Annotated in this window: 11 protein-coding genes; 10 read left to right on the top strand and 1 reads right to left on the bottom strand. The window is 71.2% G+C overall.

Features of this window, described 5'->3' with window-relative positions; genetic code table 11:
- Positions 1-189: 189 nt before the first annotated feature.
- From CHR28_RS04835 to CHR28_RS04880, 10 genes are all read left to right on the top strand, one after another.
- On the top strand, positions 190-2382 hold the full coding sequence (locus CHR28_RS04835) for a bifunctional polysaccharide deacetylase/glycosyltransferase family 2 protein (protein ID WP_094052203.1): 2193 nt from the start codon (positions 190-192) through the stop codon (positions 2380-2382).
- Complete coding sequence (locus CHR28_RS04840; RefSeq protein WP_094052204.1) at positions 2379-3596, top strand: acyltransferase family protein; 1218 nt, start codon at positions 2379-2381, stop codon at positions 3594-3596. The genes CHR28_RS04835 and CHR28_RS04840 overlap by 4 nt, the downstream gene beginning before the upstream one ends.
- Positions 3597-3789: 193 nt before the next feature.
- Positions 3790-5175, top strand: a complete 1386-nt coding sequence (locus CHR28_RS04845; protein ID WP_094052205.1) for a nitrate/nitrite transporter — start codon at positions 3790-3792, stop codon at positions 5173-5175.
- A gap of 117 nt (positions 5176-5292) precedes the next feature.
- Positions 5293-6444: a uroporphyrinogen-III synthase gene (locus CHR28_RS04850; RefSeq protein ID WP_094052206.1), complete on the top strand. Its 1152-nt coding sequence runs from the start codon at positions 5293-5295 to the stop codon at positions 6442-6444.
- A 405-nt stretch (positions 6445-6849) separates the two neighbouring features.
- The gene (locus CHR28_RS04855; protein WP_094052207.1) at positions 6850-7443 is read left to right on the top strand and encodes a CGNR zinc finger domain-containing protein; all 594 of its coding nucleotides are present in this window, start codon (positions 6850-6852) and stop codon (positions 7441-7443) included.
- A 352-nt stretch (positions 7444-7795) separates the two neighbouring features.
- Entirely contained in the window at positions 7796-8317 is a 522-nt protein-coding gene (locus CHR28_RS04860; RefSeq protein ID WP_010039908.1) for a sigma-70 family RNA polymerase sigma factor, read from the top strand.
- Complete coding sequence (locus CHR28_RS04865) at positions 8317-9150, top strand: anti-sigma factor family protein (protein WP_094052208.1); 834 nt, start codon at positions 8317-8319, stop codon at positions 9148-9150. The genes CHR28_RS04860 and CHR28_RS04865 overlap by 1 nt, the downstream gene beginning before the upstream one ends.
- Before the next feature lie 60 nt (positions 9151-9210).
- Positions 9211-11499, top strand: coding sequence for a HelD family protein (locus tag CHR28_RS04870; protein WP_094052209.1), 2289 nt, complete (start codon positions 9211-9213; stop codon positions 11497-11499).
- 346 nt (positions 11500-11845) lie between these two features.
- On the top strand, positions 11846-13279 hold the full coding sequence (locus CHR28_RS04875) for an NAD-dependent malic enzyme (RefSeq protein WP_094052210.1): 1434 nt from the start codon (positions 11846-11848) through the stop codon (positions 13277-13279).
- A 331-nt stretch (positions 13280-13610) separates the two neighbouring features.
- Positions 13611-13892: an HU family DNA-binding protein gene (locus tag CHR28_RS04880; RefSeq protein WP_003990598.1), complete on the top strand. Its 282-nt coding sequence runs from the start codon at positions 13611-13613 to the stop codon at positions 13890-13892.
- 166 nt (positions 13893-14058) lie between these two features.
- On the opposite strand, the gene murA is transcribed toward CHR28_RS04880, so the two are convergent.
- Positions 14059-15399, bottom strand: coding sequence for a UDP-N-acetylglucosamine 1-carboxyvinyltransferase (gene murA / locus CHR28_RS04885; RefSeq protein ID WP_094052211.1), 1341 nt, complete (start codon positions 15397-15399; stop codon positions 14059-14061).
- Between the last annotated feature and the right edge of the window lie 238 nt (positions 15400-15637).

Here is a 15637-nt window from a genome sequence, read left to right on the forward strand (position 1 = left end):
CGCGCGGCGCCCGTACCGGCCTCGTCCCGCCCCGTCCGCCCGGCCACCGTCCGGTGACACCGGCCCCCCGGCCCCGGCCGGGGGTGTCACCGCCCCGACCCCGACCTCGACCCCAGACCCCGCATCACGTTCGCCGCATCACCGTCCCCGCATCACCCCGCTCCGCATCACCCCGAGGTACCACCACCCATGGCATCCCCTGTCCGCCGTTCCGGGCCCGCGTCACGAGCCCGTGGGGGCTCCAGGCGCCGTCGCCTGCCCATGCGCCTGCTGTTGCCCCTGCTCGTCCTCGTCGCGCTGATGGCGATGCTCATGCTGCGCGGCTACGTGCACAGCGAGGTCCTCGCCGACCACCGCGTCGGCCCGCCCGCCGCCAACGACCGCGTCCCGAAGGACATCCTCAAGGGCGGTCCCGTCATCGACACCCGGGACGGCGACCCCACCAGCCTCCAACTGCCCGACCACGAGCTGGTCCTCACCTTCGACGACGGGCCCGACCCGGAGTGGACGCCCAAGGTGCTCGACGTGCTGAAGAAGCACGACGCCCGGGCCGTCTTCTTCATCACCGGCACCATGGCCTCCCGCTACCCCGACCTGGTGCAGCGCATGGTCGACGAGGGCCACGAGATCGGCCTGCACACCTTCAACCACCCCGACCTGTCGCTGCAGAGCAAGAGCCGCGTCGACTGGGAACTGTCCCAGAACCAGCTCGCGCTGGCCGGGGCGGCCGGCATCCGTACCTCGCTGTTCCGCCCGCCCTACTCGTCGTACGCCCGGAACCTGGACAACAACTCCTGGCCGGTCACCGAGTACATCGGCAGCAAGGGCTACATCACCGTCGTCAACGACACCGACAGCGAGGACTGGCGCCGGCCCGGGGTCGAGAAGATCATCGAGAACGCCACGCCGAAGGGCGGCAAGGGCGCCATCGTGCTGATGCACGACTCCGGCGGCAACCGCTCCCAGACCGTGGCCGCGCTCGACCGGTACATCTCCGGGCTGCAGGACGAGGGCTACCGCTTCCACACCCTCACCGGCGCCCTGGACGCCCCGAGCGCGCACAGCCCGGTCGCCGGTCTGGAGGCGCTGAAGGGCGACGCCTGGGTCTTCCTGGTGCAGGCCTCGGAGAAGACGACCGGGGTGCTCGTCGCCGGCCTGGCCGTCGTCGGTGTACTGGTCTTCGGACGTCTCGGGCTGATGCTGATCCTCTCCATCGCGCACGCCCGCCGGGTCCGGCGCAAGGGCTTCCGCTGGGGAGAGCCCGTCACCGAACCGGTGTCCGTGCTCGTGCCCGCCTACAACGAGGCCAAGTGCATCGAGCAGACGGTCCGTTCCCTGGTGGCCAGCGACCACCCCATCGAGGTGCTGGTCATCGACGACGGCTCCAGCGACGGCACCGCGCGCATCGTCGAGAACCTCGGCCTGCCCGGCGTGCGCGTCGTCCGCCAGCTCAACGCGGGCAAGCCGGCCGCCCTCAACCGGGGCATCGCCAACGCCCGCCACGACATCATCGTGATGATGGACGGCGACACCGTCTTCGAGCCGACCACCGTCCGCGAACTCGTGCAGCCCTTCGGCGACCCGCGCGTGGGCGCCGTCGCCGGCAACGCCAAGGTCGGCAACCGCGACTCGCTCATCGGGGCCTGGCAGCACATCGAGTACGTGATGGGCTTCAACCTCGACCGCCGCATGTACGACGTCCTGCGCTGCATGCCGACCATCCCCGGCGCGGTCGGCGCGTTCCGGCGCAGCGCGCTGGAACGGGTCGGCGGCATGAGCGACGACACGCTCGCCGAGGACACCGACATCACCATGGCCCTGCACCGCGACGGCTGGCACGTCGTCTACGCGGAGAAGGCCATCGCCTGGACCGAGGCGCCCGAGTCCGTGCAGCAGCTGTGGTCCCAGCGCTACCGCTGGTCGTACGGCACGATGCAGGCGATCTGGAAGCACCGCCGGGCCCTCGTCGACCGCGGGCCCTCGGGCCGCTTCGGACGGGTCGGCCTGCCGCTGGTGTCGATGTTCATGGTCGTGGCGCCGCTGCTCGCCCCGCTGATCGACGTGTTCCTGCTGTACGGGCTGGTGTTCGGCCCGACCGAGAAGACCATCGGCGCCTGGCTGGGCGTCCTCGCCGTGCAAGGGGTGTGCGCGGCGTACGCGTTCCACCTGGACAAGGAACGCATGACCCACCTCATCTCCCTGCCGCTCCAGCAACTCCTCTACCGGCAGCTCATGTACGTCGTCCTCCTCCAGTCCTGGATCACCGCCCTCACCGGCGGCCGGCTGCGCTGGCAGAAGCTGCGGCGCACGGGCGCGGTGGGGCTGCCCGGGGGCGGCACCGCCACGCCGCAGCAGCAGATGGACGGGAGGCCGGTCGGATGACCACGGCTCCCGTCGCGCAGGCCGTACCGGACCTGCCGAAGGAACAGACCCCTTCGCCGAAGCCCGGCCGCGACCGCTACTTCGACCTGCTGCGCGCCCTCGCGCTGTTCCGGGTCGTGCTCTACCACCTGACCGGCTGGGCCTGGCTGCCGCTGGTGTTCCCCTCCATGGGCGTGATGTTCGCCCTCGCCGGCAACCTCATGGCCCGCTCGCTCAAGCGCCCGCCGGTCCAGGTGATCCGCGGCCGCATGCGCCGGCTGCTGCCCCCGCTGTGGCTGCTGGGCGTCGTGGGCGTCACCGGCATGGTCCTCCAGGGCTGGGGACCGGGTGACGACGGCCACCCCGGCTGGTGGTGGCTCCACCTCACCTTCTGGATCGTCCCGTTCAGCGACCCGCCGTACGGCGAGGGGCTGCCCGGTGTGCCCGGCCTCATCGGCGAGAACTGGGCGGCGGACCTCGCGGGCCCGCTCTGGTACATCCGTGCCTACCTCTGGTACGTCCTGCTGTCCCCGCTGCTGCTGAAGGCCGTGCGCGCCCTGCCGGTGGTCACGCTGTCCCTGCCCATCGTCCTGGCCGTCGCCTTCGAGCAGGGCTGGCTCACGCTGCCCGGCGAGCGGATCCCCTCGGCGCTGACGGACTTCTCCACGTTCGGTGCCTGCTGGATCCTCGGCATGGCCCACCAGGAGGGCATCCTGCGGCGGCTGCCGCGCTACGTCGTCCCGTCCGTGGCGCCCGTCATCGCCCTGGCCGGCCTCTGGTACGCCGTGCGCCACGACTTCGGCACCGGCAACGACCTCGACAGCATGCCCCTGGCCCAGGCCCTGTGGTCCTTCGGCACGGTCCTGCTGCTGCTCCACGTCAGCCCGTCCTGGTCCGAGTGGCCCCGCCGGCTGCGCCCCCTGGCCGGCACGATCACCCTGCTCAACTCCAGGGCCGTCACGATCTACCTCTGGCACAACACCTGCATCCTGATCGCGGCGACCCTCTGGGACCACCTGTGGGCCTTCCCTCTCCTGGAACAGAACGTCCCAGGCCTCCTCGAAAGCCCCTGGCCGGTCCTGGCCCTGGTCTGGCTCCTCATCGGCGCCTGCATCCTGACCTTCGGCTGGGCGGAGGACCTGGCGGCCAGGCAGAGGCCACGGTTGTGGCCGACGGGTGAGCGGCGGGGCAGGGGGCGGCGAGGGGAACGGAGGCGAGCGGCGGCCGGCGCCTGAGCCGGGGCCGCTCTCGCCGCAGGCCGGGGCCGCGGCGCGGAAAACCGGTGGGACCTCTCATCCGCGCCCGGGCGGGGGTGAGAGCAAAGTTCCCTCGCGGTCACTCGGTGGCACAGGCAGGAAACGCGTCCTCCCTACCTTCGGGACCAGTCACTCGAAGTACCACCGAGTCCCGGAGCACAGTGGAGGCGTCATGACAGGCCCCGGCACGGCACCCGCACCCCCGAGCAGGGGCGGCCGCTGGATCCAGCACTGGGATCCCGAGAACGAGACGTTCTGGAAGGAGACCGGCGAGAAGGTGGCCCGCCGGAACCTCTACTTCTCCGTCCTGTCCGAGCACATCGGCTTCTCGGTCTGGACCCTGTGGTCCGTGCTGGTGCTGTTCATGGGCCCCGAGTACGGCCTGACCCCGGCCGACAAGTTCATGCTGACCTCGATGGTCACCCTGGTCGGCGCCGTCGTCCGCGTCCCCTACACCTTCGCCGTCGCCGTCTTCGGCGGGCGGAACTGGACGATCGTCTCGGCCGGCATGCTGCTGATCCCGACCGTCGCCGCGTTCACCGTGATGGAGCCGGGCACCTCCTTCTCCACCTTCCTGCTGGTCGGCCTGCTCGCCGGTGTCGGCGGCGGCAACTTCGCCTCCTCCATGACCAACATCAACGCCTTCTTCCCGCTGCGGAAGAAGGGCTGGGCCCTCGGCCTGAACGCGGGCGGCGGCAACATCGGCGTGCCGGTGATCCAGCTGGCCGCGCTCGCGATCATCGGTGCCGGCGGCGGGCCGCGCGTCCTGCTCGGCGTCTACATCCCGCTGATCGTCGTGGCCGCCGTGCTGGCCGCGCTGTTCATGGACAACCTGGAGAACGTCAAGAACGACACCGGTGCCGCCAAGGACGCCGCCCGGGACGCCCACACGTGGATCATGTCCCTCCTCTACATCGGCACCTTCGGCTCCTTCATCGGCTACAGCTTCGCCTTCGGCCAGGTCCTGCAGAACCAGTTCGGCCGCACACCGCTGGAGGCCGCGTACGTCACCTTCATCGGCCCGCTGCTCGGCTCGCTGATCCGCCCGCTCGGCGGCTGGCTCGCCGACCGGTACGGCGGCGCGAAGATCAGCCTGTGGAACTACGTGGCGATGGGTGTCGCGACCGCGGTCCTGATCGGCGCCTCCATGGAGAAGTCGCTGGCCCTGTTCACCGCGGCCTTCGTGGTGCTGTTCGTGCTCAGCGGGCTCGGCAACGGCTCCACGTTCAAGATGATCCCGGGCATCTTCCAGAACAAGGCCCTCGCCAAGGGGCTGCAGGGCGAGGCGGCGGCGGCCTACGGACGCCGGCTCTCCGGCGCCTCCATGGGACTCATCGGCGCGGTCGGCGCGCTCGGCGGTGTCGGCATCAACCTCGCCTTCCGCCAGTCCTTCCTCTCCTACGGCTCCGGCACCGGCGCGTTCGTCGCCTTCCTCGCCTTCTACGTGGTGTGCTTCGCGGTCACGTGGGCCGTATACCTTCGGCGCACGGCTTCCCGGGTACCCGAGGCCTCGACGGCCTCGGAGGCGAAGCCGCAGCTCAGCTACGCCGAGGTGTGACGTAACACCAGCGACATCCAGTCGATCCGGGCCTGTCACGAGCCGTTGACAGGCTCGATCGGCATGTAGGTACGCCGTGCCCACGCAGTACGACGACTCGAGTGCGGGACGAGAGCCATGTACGAGGAAGAACAGCGACCGGACCACGGGCCCCTGGCGGGTTTCACCGTGGGTGTGACGGCCGCGCGCCGGGCCGACGAGCTGGGGGTGCTGCTGCAGCGGCGGGGCGCCGCCGTCCTGCACGCCCCCGCCCTGCGGATCGTGCCGCTCGCCGACGACAGCGAACTGCTGGCCGCGACGAAGGACATCGTGCAGCAGGTGCCCGACATCGTGGTCGCCACCACCGCCATCGGCTTCCGCGGCTGGGTCGAGGCCGCCGACGGCTGGGGCCTGGGCGAGGACCTGCTCTCCCGGCTGGGCGGCGTGCGGATCCTGGCGCGCGGCCCGAAGGTGAAGGGCGCGGTCCGGGCCGCCGGGCTGACGGAGGAGTGGTCACCGTCCTCGGAGTCCATGGCGGAGGTGCTCGACCGGCTGCTGGAGGAGGGCGTCGAGGGGCAGCGCATCGCGATCCAGCTGCACGGTGAGCCGCTGCCGGGGTTCGTGGAGGCGCTGCGGGCGGGCGGGGCCGAGGTGGTCGGCGTGCCGGTGTACCGGTGGATGCCGCCGGAGGATCTCGGGCCGGTGGACCGGCTGCTCGACGCGACGGTGTCCCGGGGCCTGGACGCGATCACGTTCACCAGCGCACCGGCGGCCGCTTCGCTGCTGTCCCGGGCGGAGGCACGCGGGCTGCTGCCCGAGGTGCTGGCCGCCCTGAGCCATGACGTGCTGCCGGCCTGCGTCGGCCCGGTCACCGCCCTGCCGCTGCAGTCGCGCGGCATCGACACGGTCCAGCCCGAGCGTTTCCGGCTCGGGCCGCTCGTGCAGCTGCTCTGCCAGGAACTGCCGTTGCGGGCGCGTGCGCTGCCGGTCGCCGGGCACCGGGTCGAGATCCGCGGGCACGCCGTGCTGGTCGACGGCGACCTCAAGCCCGTGCCGCCGGCCGGCATGTCCCTGCTGCGTGCCCTGTCCCGTCGCCCCGGCTGGGTCGTCGCCCGGGCGGAGTTGCTCCGCGCCCTGCCCGGCTCGGGCCGCGACGAACACGCCGTCGAGACGGCCATGGCCCGCCTGCGCACGGCCCTGGGCGCGCCCAAGCTGATCCAGACGGTCGTCAAACGCGGCTACCGCCTGGCCCTGGACCCGCCGACGGAGACGAAGTACGCGGACGCGTGAGGCGCGCCGGGGGTTGAGCGCGAACACGCCGATGCGGGCGTGTGCGAGTTCGGCCAGGTGGTCGTTCTCGGTGGGTGTTTCCGCCCCCCCCCGGGTGGTCCGCCCCCCGGTGGTCCGCGCCCCGTGGTCCCCGCCCCATGGCCCGCGCCCCGTGGTCCGTGCCCGTTGCCGGTGGTCGGTGGCCGGCGAGCGACCGGGCTGCCGAGCGACCGGGCTGCCGGGCTGCCGAGCTGCCGGACTGCCGGGCTGCCGTGCCGTGCGGGGCCGTCGGGGTTCGTCGGGGGCCGGGATCGGCCACCACCCCCGCGCGAGGTCTTTCCGGCGCGTCGTGGGGCAGGCACTGTAAGAGGGGAACGGTTCTGGAGCCCCCACCGGCGTCTCACCGACCTAGGCGGTGACAGGCACATGGCACTGGGTACAGCCACGGCCCCCTACGAGCTGCGGTTCGACGCCGGGCGGATCTGCCTGGATCTGCTCTCCACCACGCACCCGCAGGAGCGGCTCGACTCCGTGCCCGTGCTGCGCGCCTGGATCACCGGCTCCGGACTGGTCCCGGCGGACACCGTCCTGGCCCACGCCGACGCCACCTGGCCTGCCGCCTTCCGTGAACTGCGCACCCAGATCGACCGGTTGGTGCGCGGCTGGCCGGGCGCGGGGGTGACGACGTACGACTTCGCGCTCGCGCGCGTCAACGACCTGGCCCGGACCGCGCCCCCGGCGCCCCGCGCGGTCCGGGGCGAGGACGGCCGGCTCGTCCGGCAACTGGACGGCCCGCCCGACTGCGCCGCCCTGCTCGCCTCCGTGGCGCGGGACGCCGTGGACCTGCTCACCGACCCCGTCGCACGCGCGGCCCTGCGCCAGTGCGAGGGGGACAACTGCCGGATCGTGTACCTCGACACCTCCCGCGGCCGTCGCAGGCGCTGGTGCTCCAGTGAGGTCTGCGGGAACCGCGAACGCGTCGCCCGGCACCGCCGGCGGGCCGCACTCGCCCGTGCCTGAAACGGAATTGAGTGGTCCGTGCACTCAATTCCCGTGTCCTGAATGCGACTTCTGTGACTGCGCCGTCGAAGTGATTTCGATTACATGCCGTTTCCCTACGGCCCCGTAGGGAAGACCCGGCTCGATCTTGCCGATGTGGCGGAAATGTAAAGAACGCGGGGTGGGAATGTGACCCCATGTCCCGCTCGTCACGTCACTTCGAAGAAATCTGTCGCCTTCCTTTGAACGCCCAACGGCTCGCTTCCGTACGGCTTGTCGAGCGACCGACTGGGGGAACCCCCGGACATCGGAGGTGGGCGTGCGCAAGGATTCCGTCGTGGCCAATGAACGAGCACCGAGGGCCCGACATCGCATGTCCCAGCCCTCGGAACCCGACGAGGAGCTGATGCGTGCGCTCTACCGCGAACACGCCGGACCCCTGCTGGCATACGTCCTGCGCCTGGTCGCCGGAGACCGGCAGCGCGCCGAGGACGTCGTGCAGGAGACGCTCATCCGTGCCTGGAAGAACGCCGGTCAGCTCAATCGGGCGACCGGATCGGTACGCCCCTGGCTGGTGACGGTCGCCCGGCGCATCGTCATCGACGGCCACCGCAGCCGGCAGGCCCGGCCGCAGGAGGTCGACCCGTCGCCGCTGGAGGTCATCCCCGCGGAGGACGAGATCGACAAGGCGCTGTGGCTGATGACTCTGTCGGACGCACTCGACGACCTGACCCCCGCTCACCGGGAGGTGCTCGTCGAGACGTACTTCAAGGGGCGTACCGTCAATGAGGCGGCCGAGACCCTGGGCATACCCAGCGGAACGGTCCGCTCCAGGGTGTTCTACGCCCTGCGTTCGATGAAGCTGGCACTGGAGGAGCGGGGGGTGACGGCGTGATGAGTGTTTACGGGGGTAACCAAGGGTTCGGTACGGGAGGCATGGGTATGTCTGGCCCCATGCAGGAATCTCCGGTGCCGAACGAGCACGAGACCGTGGGCGCGTACGCCCTCGGCATCCTCGACGACGCCGAAGCGACCGCCTTCGAGGCCCACCTCGCCACCTGCGAATGGTGCGCCCAGCAGCTCGACGAGCTGGCCGGCATGGAGCCCATGCTCGCCGCACTCGCGGACCTCCCCGGCTCCGGAAGCACACCCGCGATCGGCGAGTCGCTGTCCGCGAAGCCCCGCCCGCGCCTGGTGGAGAAGCTGGTCGACGAGGTCGCCGACCGCCGCGCCCGGAAGCGGCGCCGCAGCCTCTACATGGTGGCCGCGGCCGGCGCGCTGATCGTGGGCGGCCCCTTCGTCGCGGTCGCGACGAACGGCGGCGGCGGTGACAGCGGCGGAGCGGAGCAGCGCCCGCTCGCGGCGAGCCCCGCCAAGCAGGCCTTCGACGGCATCTCCGACAAGATCTCCGCCACCGACCCGAGCACCAAGGTCACCGCGACGGTCGCCCTCCAGAAGAAGGACTGGGGGACGGGCGTGGTCACCGAGCTCAAGAACGTCCGGGGCCCGCTGAAGTGCGCCCTCGTCGCGGTCGGCAAGAACGGCGAGCGGGAGACCCTGTCCTCCTGGTCCGTCCCGGAGTGGGGCTACGGCCTGCCCGACGCCAAGACCGAGAAGGCCAAGCAGCCCCTCTACGTCCAGGGCGGCGCCGCCTTCGAGCCGAACGAGATCGACCACTTCGAGGTCGTGACCTTCGACGGCAAGCGGCTGGTCGAGGTCGACGCGTAGCCTTACCGGGTCCCCTTCGCGTACGGTGGACGGCTGCCCAGCACGTCAGAAGGGGGCCCGGTGGCCGCTCAGGCTCAACAGGAGACCGCGCTCGAAGACTCTCTGAGAGCCCGCGAGATCGCTGTCGAACAGGAACACCTGGACCGGGTGTACCGGCGCCTCGAGGAGAAGATCCACGAGGCGGAGTTCCTGATGAACGACGCGGCCCAGCGAGGCCAGGTCGGCACGCCCGGCGCACTCGCCGAGCGGGACGCCCAGGTCTTCCGCGCGGGCATCCACCTCAACCGGCTCAACAACGAGTTCGAGGACTTCCTCTTCGGCCGTATCGACCTGTTGCTCGGCAAGGACGGCAAGAAGGGGCCGGACGGCGCGTACACCGCGGTCGAGCCGGCCGAGGGCGCGGTGCGTGCGGACAACACCGCCGACATCGCCGAGACCCTGCACATCGGCCGCATCGGCGTGCTCGACCAGGACTACGCCCCGCTGGTCATCGACTGGCGGGCCCCGGCCGCCGCGCCGTTCTACCGCTCGACGCCCGTGGATCCCGGCCGCGTCGTGCGCCGCCGGGTCATCCGCTCCAAGGGCCGCAAGGTCCTCGGCGTCGAGGACGACCTGATGCGCCCCGAGCTGACGGCGTTCCTCGACGGCGGTGAACTGCCCGCCATCGGCGACGGTGCCCTGATGGCCGCGCTCGGCCAGGCCCGCAGCCACACCATGCGCGACATCGTCGCCTCCATCCAGGCCGAGCAGGACCTGGTCATCCGCGCCCCCGCCGCCTCCGTGACCTACGTCGAGGGCGGCCCGGGCACCGGCAAGACCGCCGTCGCGCTGCACCGCGCGGCCTACCTGCTCTACCAGGACCGGCGGCGCTACGCGGGCGGCATCCTGATCGTCTCGCCGACCCCGCTGCTCGTCGCCTACACCGAGGGCGTGCTGCCCTCCCTCGGCGAGGAGGGCCAGGTCGCCATCCGCGCCATCGGCTCCCTGGTCGAGGGCGCCGAGGCCACCCTCTACGACTCCCCGTCCGTGGCCCGCGCCAAGGGCTCCTCGCGCATGCTGAAGGTGCTGCGCAAGGCCGCGCGCGGCGCCCTGGAGCTGAACGATTCACCGGCCCGGCTGCGGGTGGTCGCGTTCGGCCGCCGCCTGGAGCTGGAGGCCGAGGAACTCGCCGGCATCCGCCGCGCCGCCCTCGGTGGCACCGCCCCCGTCAACCTGCTGCGCCCGCGCGCTCGCAAGCTCCTGCTCGACGCCCTGTGGGAGCGCTCCGGCGCCGCCGGCCGGCACACCGACCCGGAGCTCGCCGCCGAGCTGCGCTCCTCCTTCGACGAGGACATCACCTCCGAGGACGACTTCCTCGCCTTCCTCGACGCCTGGTGGCCGGAGCTGACCCCGGCCGCCGTCCTGGACGCCATGGCCGACGAGCGCCGCCTCGGCCGCTGGGCCCGCCGGATCCTCAACCCCGGCGAGGTGCGCAAGGTGGCCCGCTCCCTCAAGCGGGACGGCCGCTCCGTGCACGACATCGCGCTGCTCGACGAGCTCCAGGCCATCCTCGGTGCCCCCGCGCGCCCCCGCAGGAAGCGCGAACTGGACCCGCTGGACCAGCTCACCGGCCTGGAGGAGCTGATGCCGGTGCGTGAGGAGACCCAGCGGGAGCGCGCCGAGCGGCTCGCCCAGGAGCGCGTCGAGTACGCGCACGTCATCGTGGACGAGGCCCAGGACCTCACCCCGATGCAGTGGCGCATGGTCGGCCGCCGCGGCCGGCACGCCACCTGGACGGTCGTCGGCGACCCGGCGCAGTCCTCCTGGTCCGACCCGGACGAGGCCGCCGAGGCCCGCGACGAGGCCCTGGGCACCCGCCCGCGCCGCCGCTTCGAGCTGACCGTGAACTACCGCAACCCGGCCGAGATCGCCGAGCTCGCCGCGAAGGTCCTCGCCCTCGCGATGCCCGGCTCCCTCTCCCCGAAGGCGGTCCGCTCCACCGGCGTCGAGCCCCGCTTCACGGTCGTCCGGGAGAGCCTGGGCGCCACCGTCCGGGAGGAGGCCGCCCGGCTGCTGGAGCGGGTCGACGGCACGATCGGCGTGGTCGTCGCCATGCAGCGGCGGGAGGAGGCCCGGCGCTGGCTCGCCGGACTCGGCGACCGGGTCGTGGCCCTCGGCAGCCTGGAGGCCAAGGGCCTGGAGTACGACGCGACGGTCGTGGTCTCCCCCGCGGAGATCGCCGACGAGTCACCGGCCGGACTGCGTGTGCTCTACGTCGCACTGACCCGGGCCACCCAGCAGCTCACGGTCGTCTCCGCCGAGCGGGACGAGCCCGACGCGGCGGGCGTCCCCGACCTGCTCAGGGACTGAAGGCGGCGAGCCCGGCCCGATACCCACTTGTCGGCGAAATGAACTCCCGGTACGGGAATGGCCTTACGGGATCCGTTTGTTAGCCTGAGTGTGGCACCGGCTCGATCCAAGCCCCCGGGCCCAACCTTCGTCGCTACGAGCGACCACTTGCCGCGAGGCGAGCATGGCGGGTCGGTGCCACTGACTTACCGGAAGAGACCCACGTCAGCGTGACGTGGGTCTCTTTTTGCTGGCGCGTTCCGCGAACAAAACGTTCGCAATCGAGGGCGGCTACCCGCTACTCAGCGGTAGGTGCGACGATCGGACGGCACAACACAGCGTCAGGTGAAAGCAGAGGAAGTCGGCCATGGCAACGGCGCCCAGCGTCTCCTACTCGATGACGGTCCGGCTGGAGGTGCCCGCGAGCGGAACCGCCGTCTCGCAGCTCACCACCGCCGTGGAGTCCTCCGGAGGCTCGGTGACCGGCCTCGACGTCACCGCGTCCGGTCACGAGAAGCTCCGCATCGACGTCACGATCGCGGCGACCTCGACCGCCCACGCCGACGAGATCGTCGAGGAGCTCCGCGGCATCGAGGGCGTCACCCTCGGCAAGGTCTCGGACCGGACCTTCCTCATGCACCTCGGCGGCAAGATCGAGATGGCGTCGAAGCACCCCATCCGCAACCGTGACGACCTCTCCATGGTCTACACGCCGGGTGTCGCCCGCGTCTGCATGGCGATCGCCGAGAACCCCGAGGACGCCCGCCGCCTGACCATCAAGCGCAACTCCGTTGCGGTCGTGACGGACGGCTCGGCCGTGCTGGGCCTGGGCAACATCGGCCCCAAGGCCGCGCTGCCGGTGATGGAGGGCAAGGCCGCGCTGTTCAAGCGGTTCGCCGGCATCGACGCCTGGCCGATCTGCCTCGACACCCAGGACACCGACGCGATCGTCGAGATCGTCAAGGCGATCGCCCCCGGCTTCGCGGGCATCAACCTGGAGGACATCTCCGCCCCGCGCTGCTTCGAGATCGAGGCCCGGCTGCGCGAGGCCCTGGACATCCCCGTCTTCCACGACGACCAGCACGGCACCGCGATCGTCGTCCTGGCCGCGCTCACCAACGCGCTGCGCGTCGCGGGCAAGGCGATCGAGAACATCCGCGTCGTGATGTCCGGCGCCGGCGCCGCCGGTACGGCCATCCTCAAGCTGCTGCTCGCCGCGGGCGTGAAGAACGCCGTCGTCGCCGACATCCACGGCGTGGTGCACGCCGGCCGCGAGGACCTGGTGGACGCCGCCCCCGACTCGGCGCTGCGCTGGATCGCCGACAACACCAACCCCGAGGGCCTCACCGGCACCCTGAAGGAGGCCGTGCGCGGCGCGGACGTCTTCATCGGCGTCTCCGCCCCGAACGTCCTCGACGGCGACGACGTGGCCGCCATGGCCGAGGACGCCATCGTGTTCGCGCTCGCGAACCCGGACCCGGAGGTCGACCCGGCAATCGCCCGTCAGACGGCGGCCGTTGTGGCCACGGGCCGCTCGGACTTCCCCAACCAGATCAACAACGTGCTGGTCTTCCCGGGTGTCTTCCGCGGCCTGCTGGACGCGCAGTCCCGCACCGTCAACACGGAGATGATGCTGGCCGCCGCGACCGCCCTGGCGAACGTGGTGACCGAGGACGAGCTGAACCCGAACTACATCATCCCGAGCGTCTTCAACGACAAGGTCGCGGGCGCCGTGGCCGGTGCCGTGCGGGAGGCCGCCAAGGCGGCCGGCGCGACCGCGCACAGCCCCTCCGCGGTCTGAGGACGAGGTCGTTCCAGGGCCCCGGGGACGGCTGTCCCCGGACTGTGAGCAAGCCCACGACGGCCGGGAAACCGGCGCGTCGCACGACCCCCGTCAGCAGCGGAGCTATCGTGGCGGCCAGGCTCAGGCCCTCTTTTCGTGTGACTCCCCAAGGGTGTTCTCACGACTCCTGCGGGTGCCGGATTGGCTTTCCCGCCGCAGGTAGGGGCAGGATGCGTCCCTGGGCGCGAGGGTCTGACGACGGACCCGGGTCCGGGGACTCATCGAGGACCCTGGCAGCATCGGCTTCGATCTGACGCCTCAACGGCAAGATGAACACGGGAGTAACAACATGAACCGCAGTGAGCTGGTGGCCGCGCTGGCCGACCGCGCCGAGGTGACCCGCAAGGACGCCGACGCCGTGCTGGCAGCGTTCGCCGACGTCGTCGGCGACATCGTCTCCAAGGGAGACGAGAAGGTCACCATCCCCGGCTTCCTGACCTTCGAGCGCACCCACCGTGCCGCTCGCACCGCCCGCAACCCGCAGACCGGCGAGCCCATCCAGATCCCGGCCGGCTACAGCGTGAAGGTCTCCGCGGGCTCGAAGCTCAAGGAAGCCGCCAAGGGCAAGTAAGCGTTCCATCGCGTGCGCCGTGGGCAACTGCGGGCCGCCTGTGGCTGGTCGCGCAGTTCCCCGCGCCCCTTCGGGGCGCGAGAGCCCGCCGAGAGCCGCATGACATGCCGAGGGGCGGCCACCTGATTCCAGGTGGCCGCCCCTCGGCATGCACGGGCTTGTGGGACTAGCCGAGCGCCTTGCCCGGCAGCTCGACCTTCGCGCCCAGCTCCACGAGCTTCTCCATGAAGTTCTCGTAGCCGCGGTTGATCAGGCCGATGCCGTGGACCCGGGACGTGCCCTGGGCCGCCAGGGCCGCGATGAGGTACGAGAAGCCGCCGCGCAGGTCGGGGATGACCAGGTCGGCGCCCTGCAGCTTGGTGGGGCCGGAGACGACCGCCGAGTGCAGGAAGTTGCGCTGGCCGAAGCGGCAGTCGGAGCCGCCCAGGCACTCGCGGTAGAGCTGGATGTGCGCGCCCATCTGGTTCAGCGCGGACGTGAAGCCCAGGCGCGACTCGTAGACCGTCTCGTGGATGATGGACAGGCCCGTGGCCTGGGTCAGCGCGACCACCAGCGGCTGCTGCCAGTCGGTCTGGAAGCCCGGGTGGACGTCCGTCTCCAGCGCGATGGACTTCAGCTGCCCGCCGGGGTGCCAGAAGCGGATGCCCTCGTCGTCGATCTCGAAGGCACCGCCCACCTTCCGGTAGGTGTTCAGGAACGTCATCATCGAGCGCTGCTGCGCGCCGCGGACGTAGATGTTGCCCTCGGTCGCCAGTGCCGCCGACGCCCAGGACGCGGCCTCCAGCCGGTCCGGGAGGGCGCGGTGGTTGTAGCCGCCGAGCTGGTCCACACCCGTGATGCGGATCGTCCGGTCGGTGTCCATCGCGATGATCGCGCCCATCTTCTGCAGCACGCAGATGAGGTCCTCGATCTCCGGCTCGACGGCCGCGTTGGACAACTCCGTGACGCCCTCGGCGAGGACGGCCGTCAGCAGCACCTGCTCGGTCGCGCCGACGGACGGGTAGGGCAGCCGGATCTTCGTGCCGCGCAGCCGCCGCGGCGCCTCCAGGTACTGGCCGTCCGCACGCTTCTCGATCTTCGCGCCGAACTGCCGCAGCACCTCGAAGTGGAAGTCGATGGGCCGGCCGCCGATGTCGCAGCCGCCGAGGCCGGGGATGAAGGCGTGGCCGAGGCGGTGCAGCAGCGGGCCGCAGAACAGGATCGGGATACGGCTGGAACCGGCGTGGGCATCGATGTCAGCGACGTTCGCGCTCTCCACGCGGGTCGGGTCCATCACCAGTTCGCCGGGCTCGTCACCCGGACGGACCGTCACACCGTGCAGCTGCAGCAGACCCCGTACGACTCGCACGTCGCGGATGTCCGGCACATTGCGCAGCCGGCTCGGAGCGCTGCCGAGCAGCGCCGCCACCATGGCCTTCGGTACGAGGTTCTTCGCACCGCGGACACGGATCTCGCCCTCCAGCGGGGTTCCGCCGTGGACAAGCAGGACATCGTCGTTGACGGTCATGAATCTCGCGTTCCGTGGAGTCGGGCAGGGGCCAGGAGGGAAAGGGTAATCGCCCTCCACCCCCCTTCCGTAAGCCTGAGTCGGACCCAGCCACGTCATAGCTCTGTCACAACACGAACCGTTCCGTGCCGGGCACGTGCGGTCACGATCACCTTCGTGCGCTCGCGGCGCACCGGTGCGCCCTGAGCTGCGTGCACTCCGGACGCCCGCATTGCTCCCCATGGGAAGGGAAGATGCG

It is taken from the genome of Streptomyces sp. XY006, from assembly GCF_002237655.1.
Taxonomy (GTDB): Bacteria; Actinomycetota; Actinomycetes; order Streptomycetales; family Streptomycetaceae; genus Streptomyces; species Streptomyces levis.

What these genes read in the sequence shown, in the direction of transcription:
- CHR28_RS04835 (WP_094052203.1), top strand. Translation starts at nt 190, where the DNA reads ATGGCATCCCCTGTCCGCCGTTCCGGGCCCGCGTCACGAGCCCGTGGG.
- CHR28_RS04840 (WP_094052204.1), top strand. Translation starts at nt 2,379, where the DNA reads ATGACCACGGCTCCCGTCGCGCAGGCCGTACCGGACCTGCCGAAGGAA.
- CHR28_RS04845 (WP_094052205.1), top strand. Translation starts at nt 3,790, where the DNA reads ATGACAGGCCCCGGCACGGCACCCGCACCCCCGAGCAGGGGCGGCCGC.
- CHR28_RS04850 (WP_094052206.1), top strand. Translation starts at nt 5,293, where the DNA reads ATGTACGAGGAAGAACAGCGACCGGACCACGGGCCCCTGGCGGGTTTC.
- CHR28_RS04855 (WP_094052207.1), top strand. Translation starts at nt 6,850, where the DNA reads ATGGCACTGGGTACAGCCACGGCCCCCTACGAGCTGCGGTTCGACGCC.
- CHR28_RS04860 (WP_010039908.1), top strand. Translation starts at nt 7,796, where the DNA reads ATGTCCCAGCCCTCGGAACCCGACGAGGAGCTGATGCGTGCGCTCTAC.
- CHR28_RS04865 (WP_094052208.1), top strand. Translation starts at nt 8,317, where the DNA reads ATGAGTGTTTACGGGGGTAACCAAGGGTTCGGTACGGGAGGCATGGGT.
- CHR28_RS04875 (WP_094052210.1), top strand. Translation starts at nt 11,846, where the DNA reads ATGGCAACGGCGCCCAGCGTCTCCTACTCGATGACGGTCCGGCTGGAG.
- CHR28_RS04880 (WP_003990598.1), top strand. Translation starts at nt 13,611, where the DNA reads ATGAACCGCAGTGAGCTGGTGGCCGCGCTGGCCGACCGCGCCGAGGTG.
- murA (WP_094052211.1), bottom strand. Translation starts at nt 15,399, where the DNA reads ATGACCGTCAACGACGATGTCCTGCTTGTCCACGGCGGAACCCCGCTG.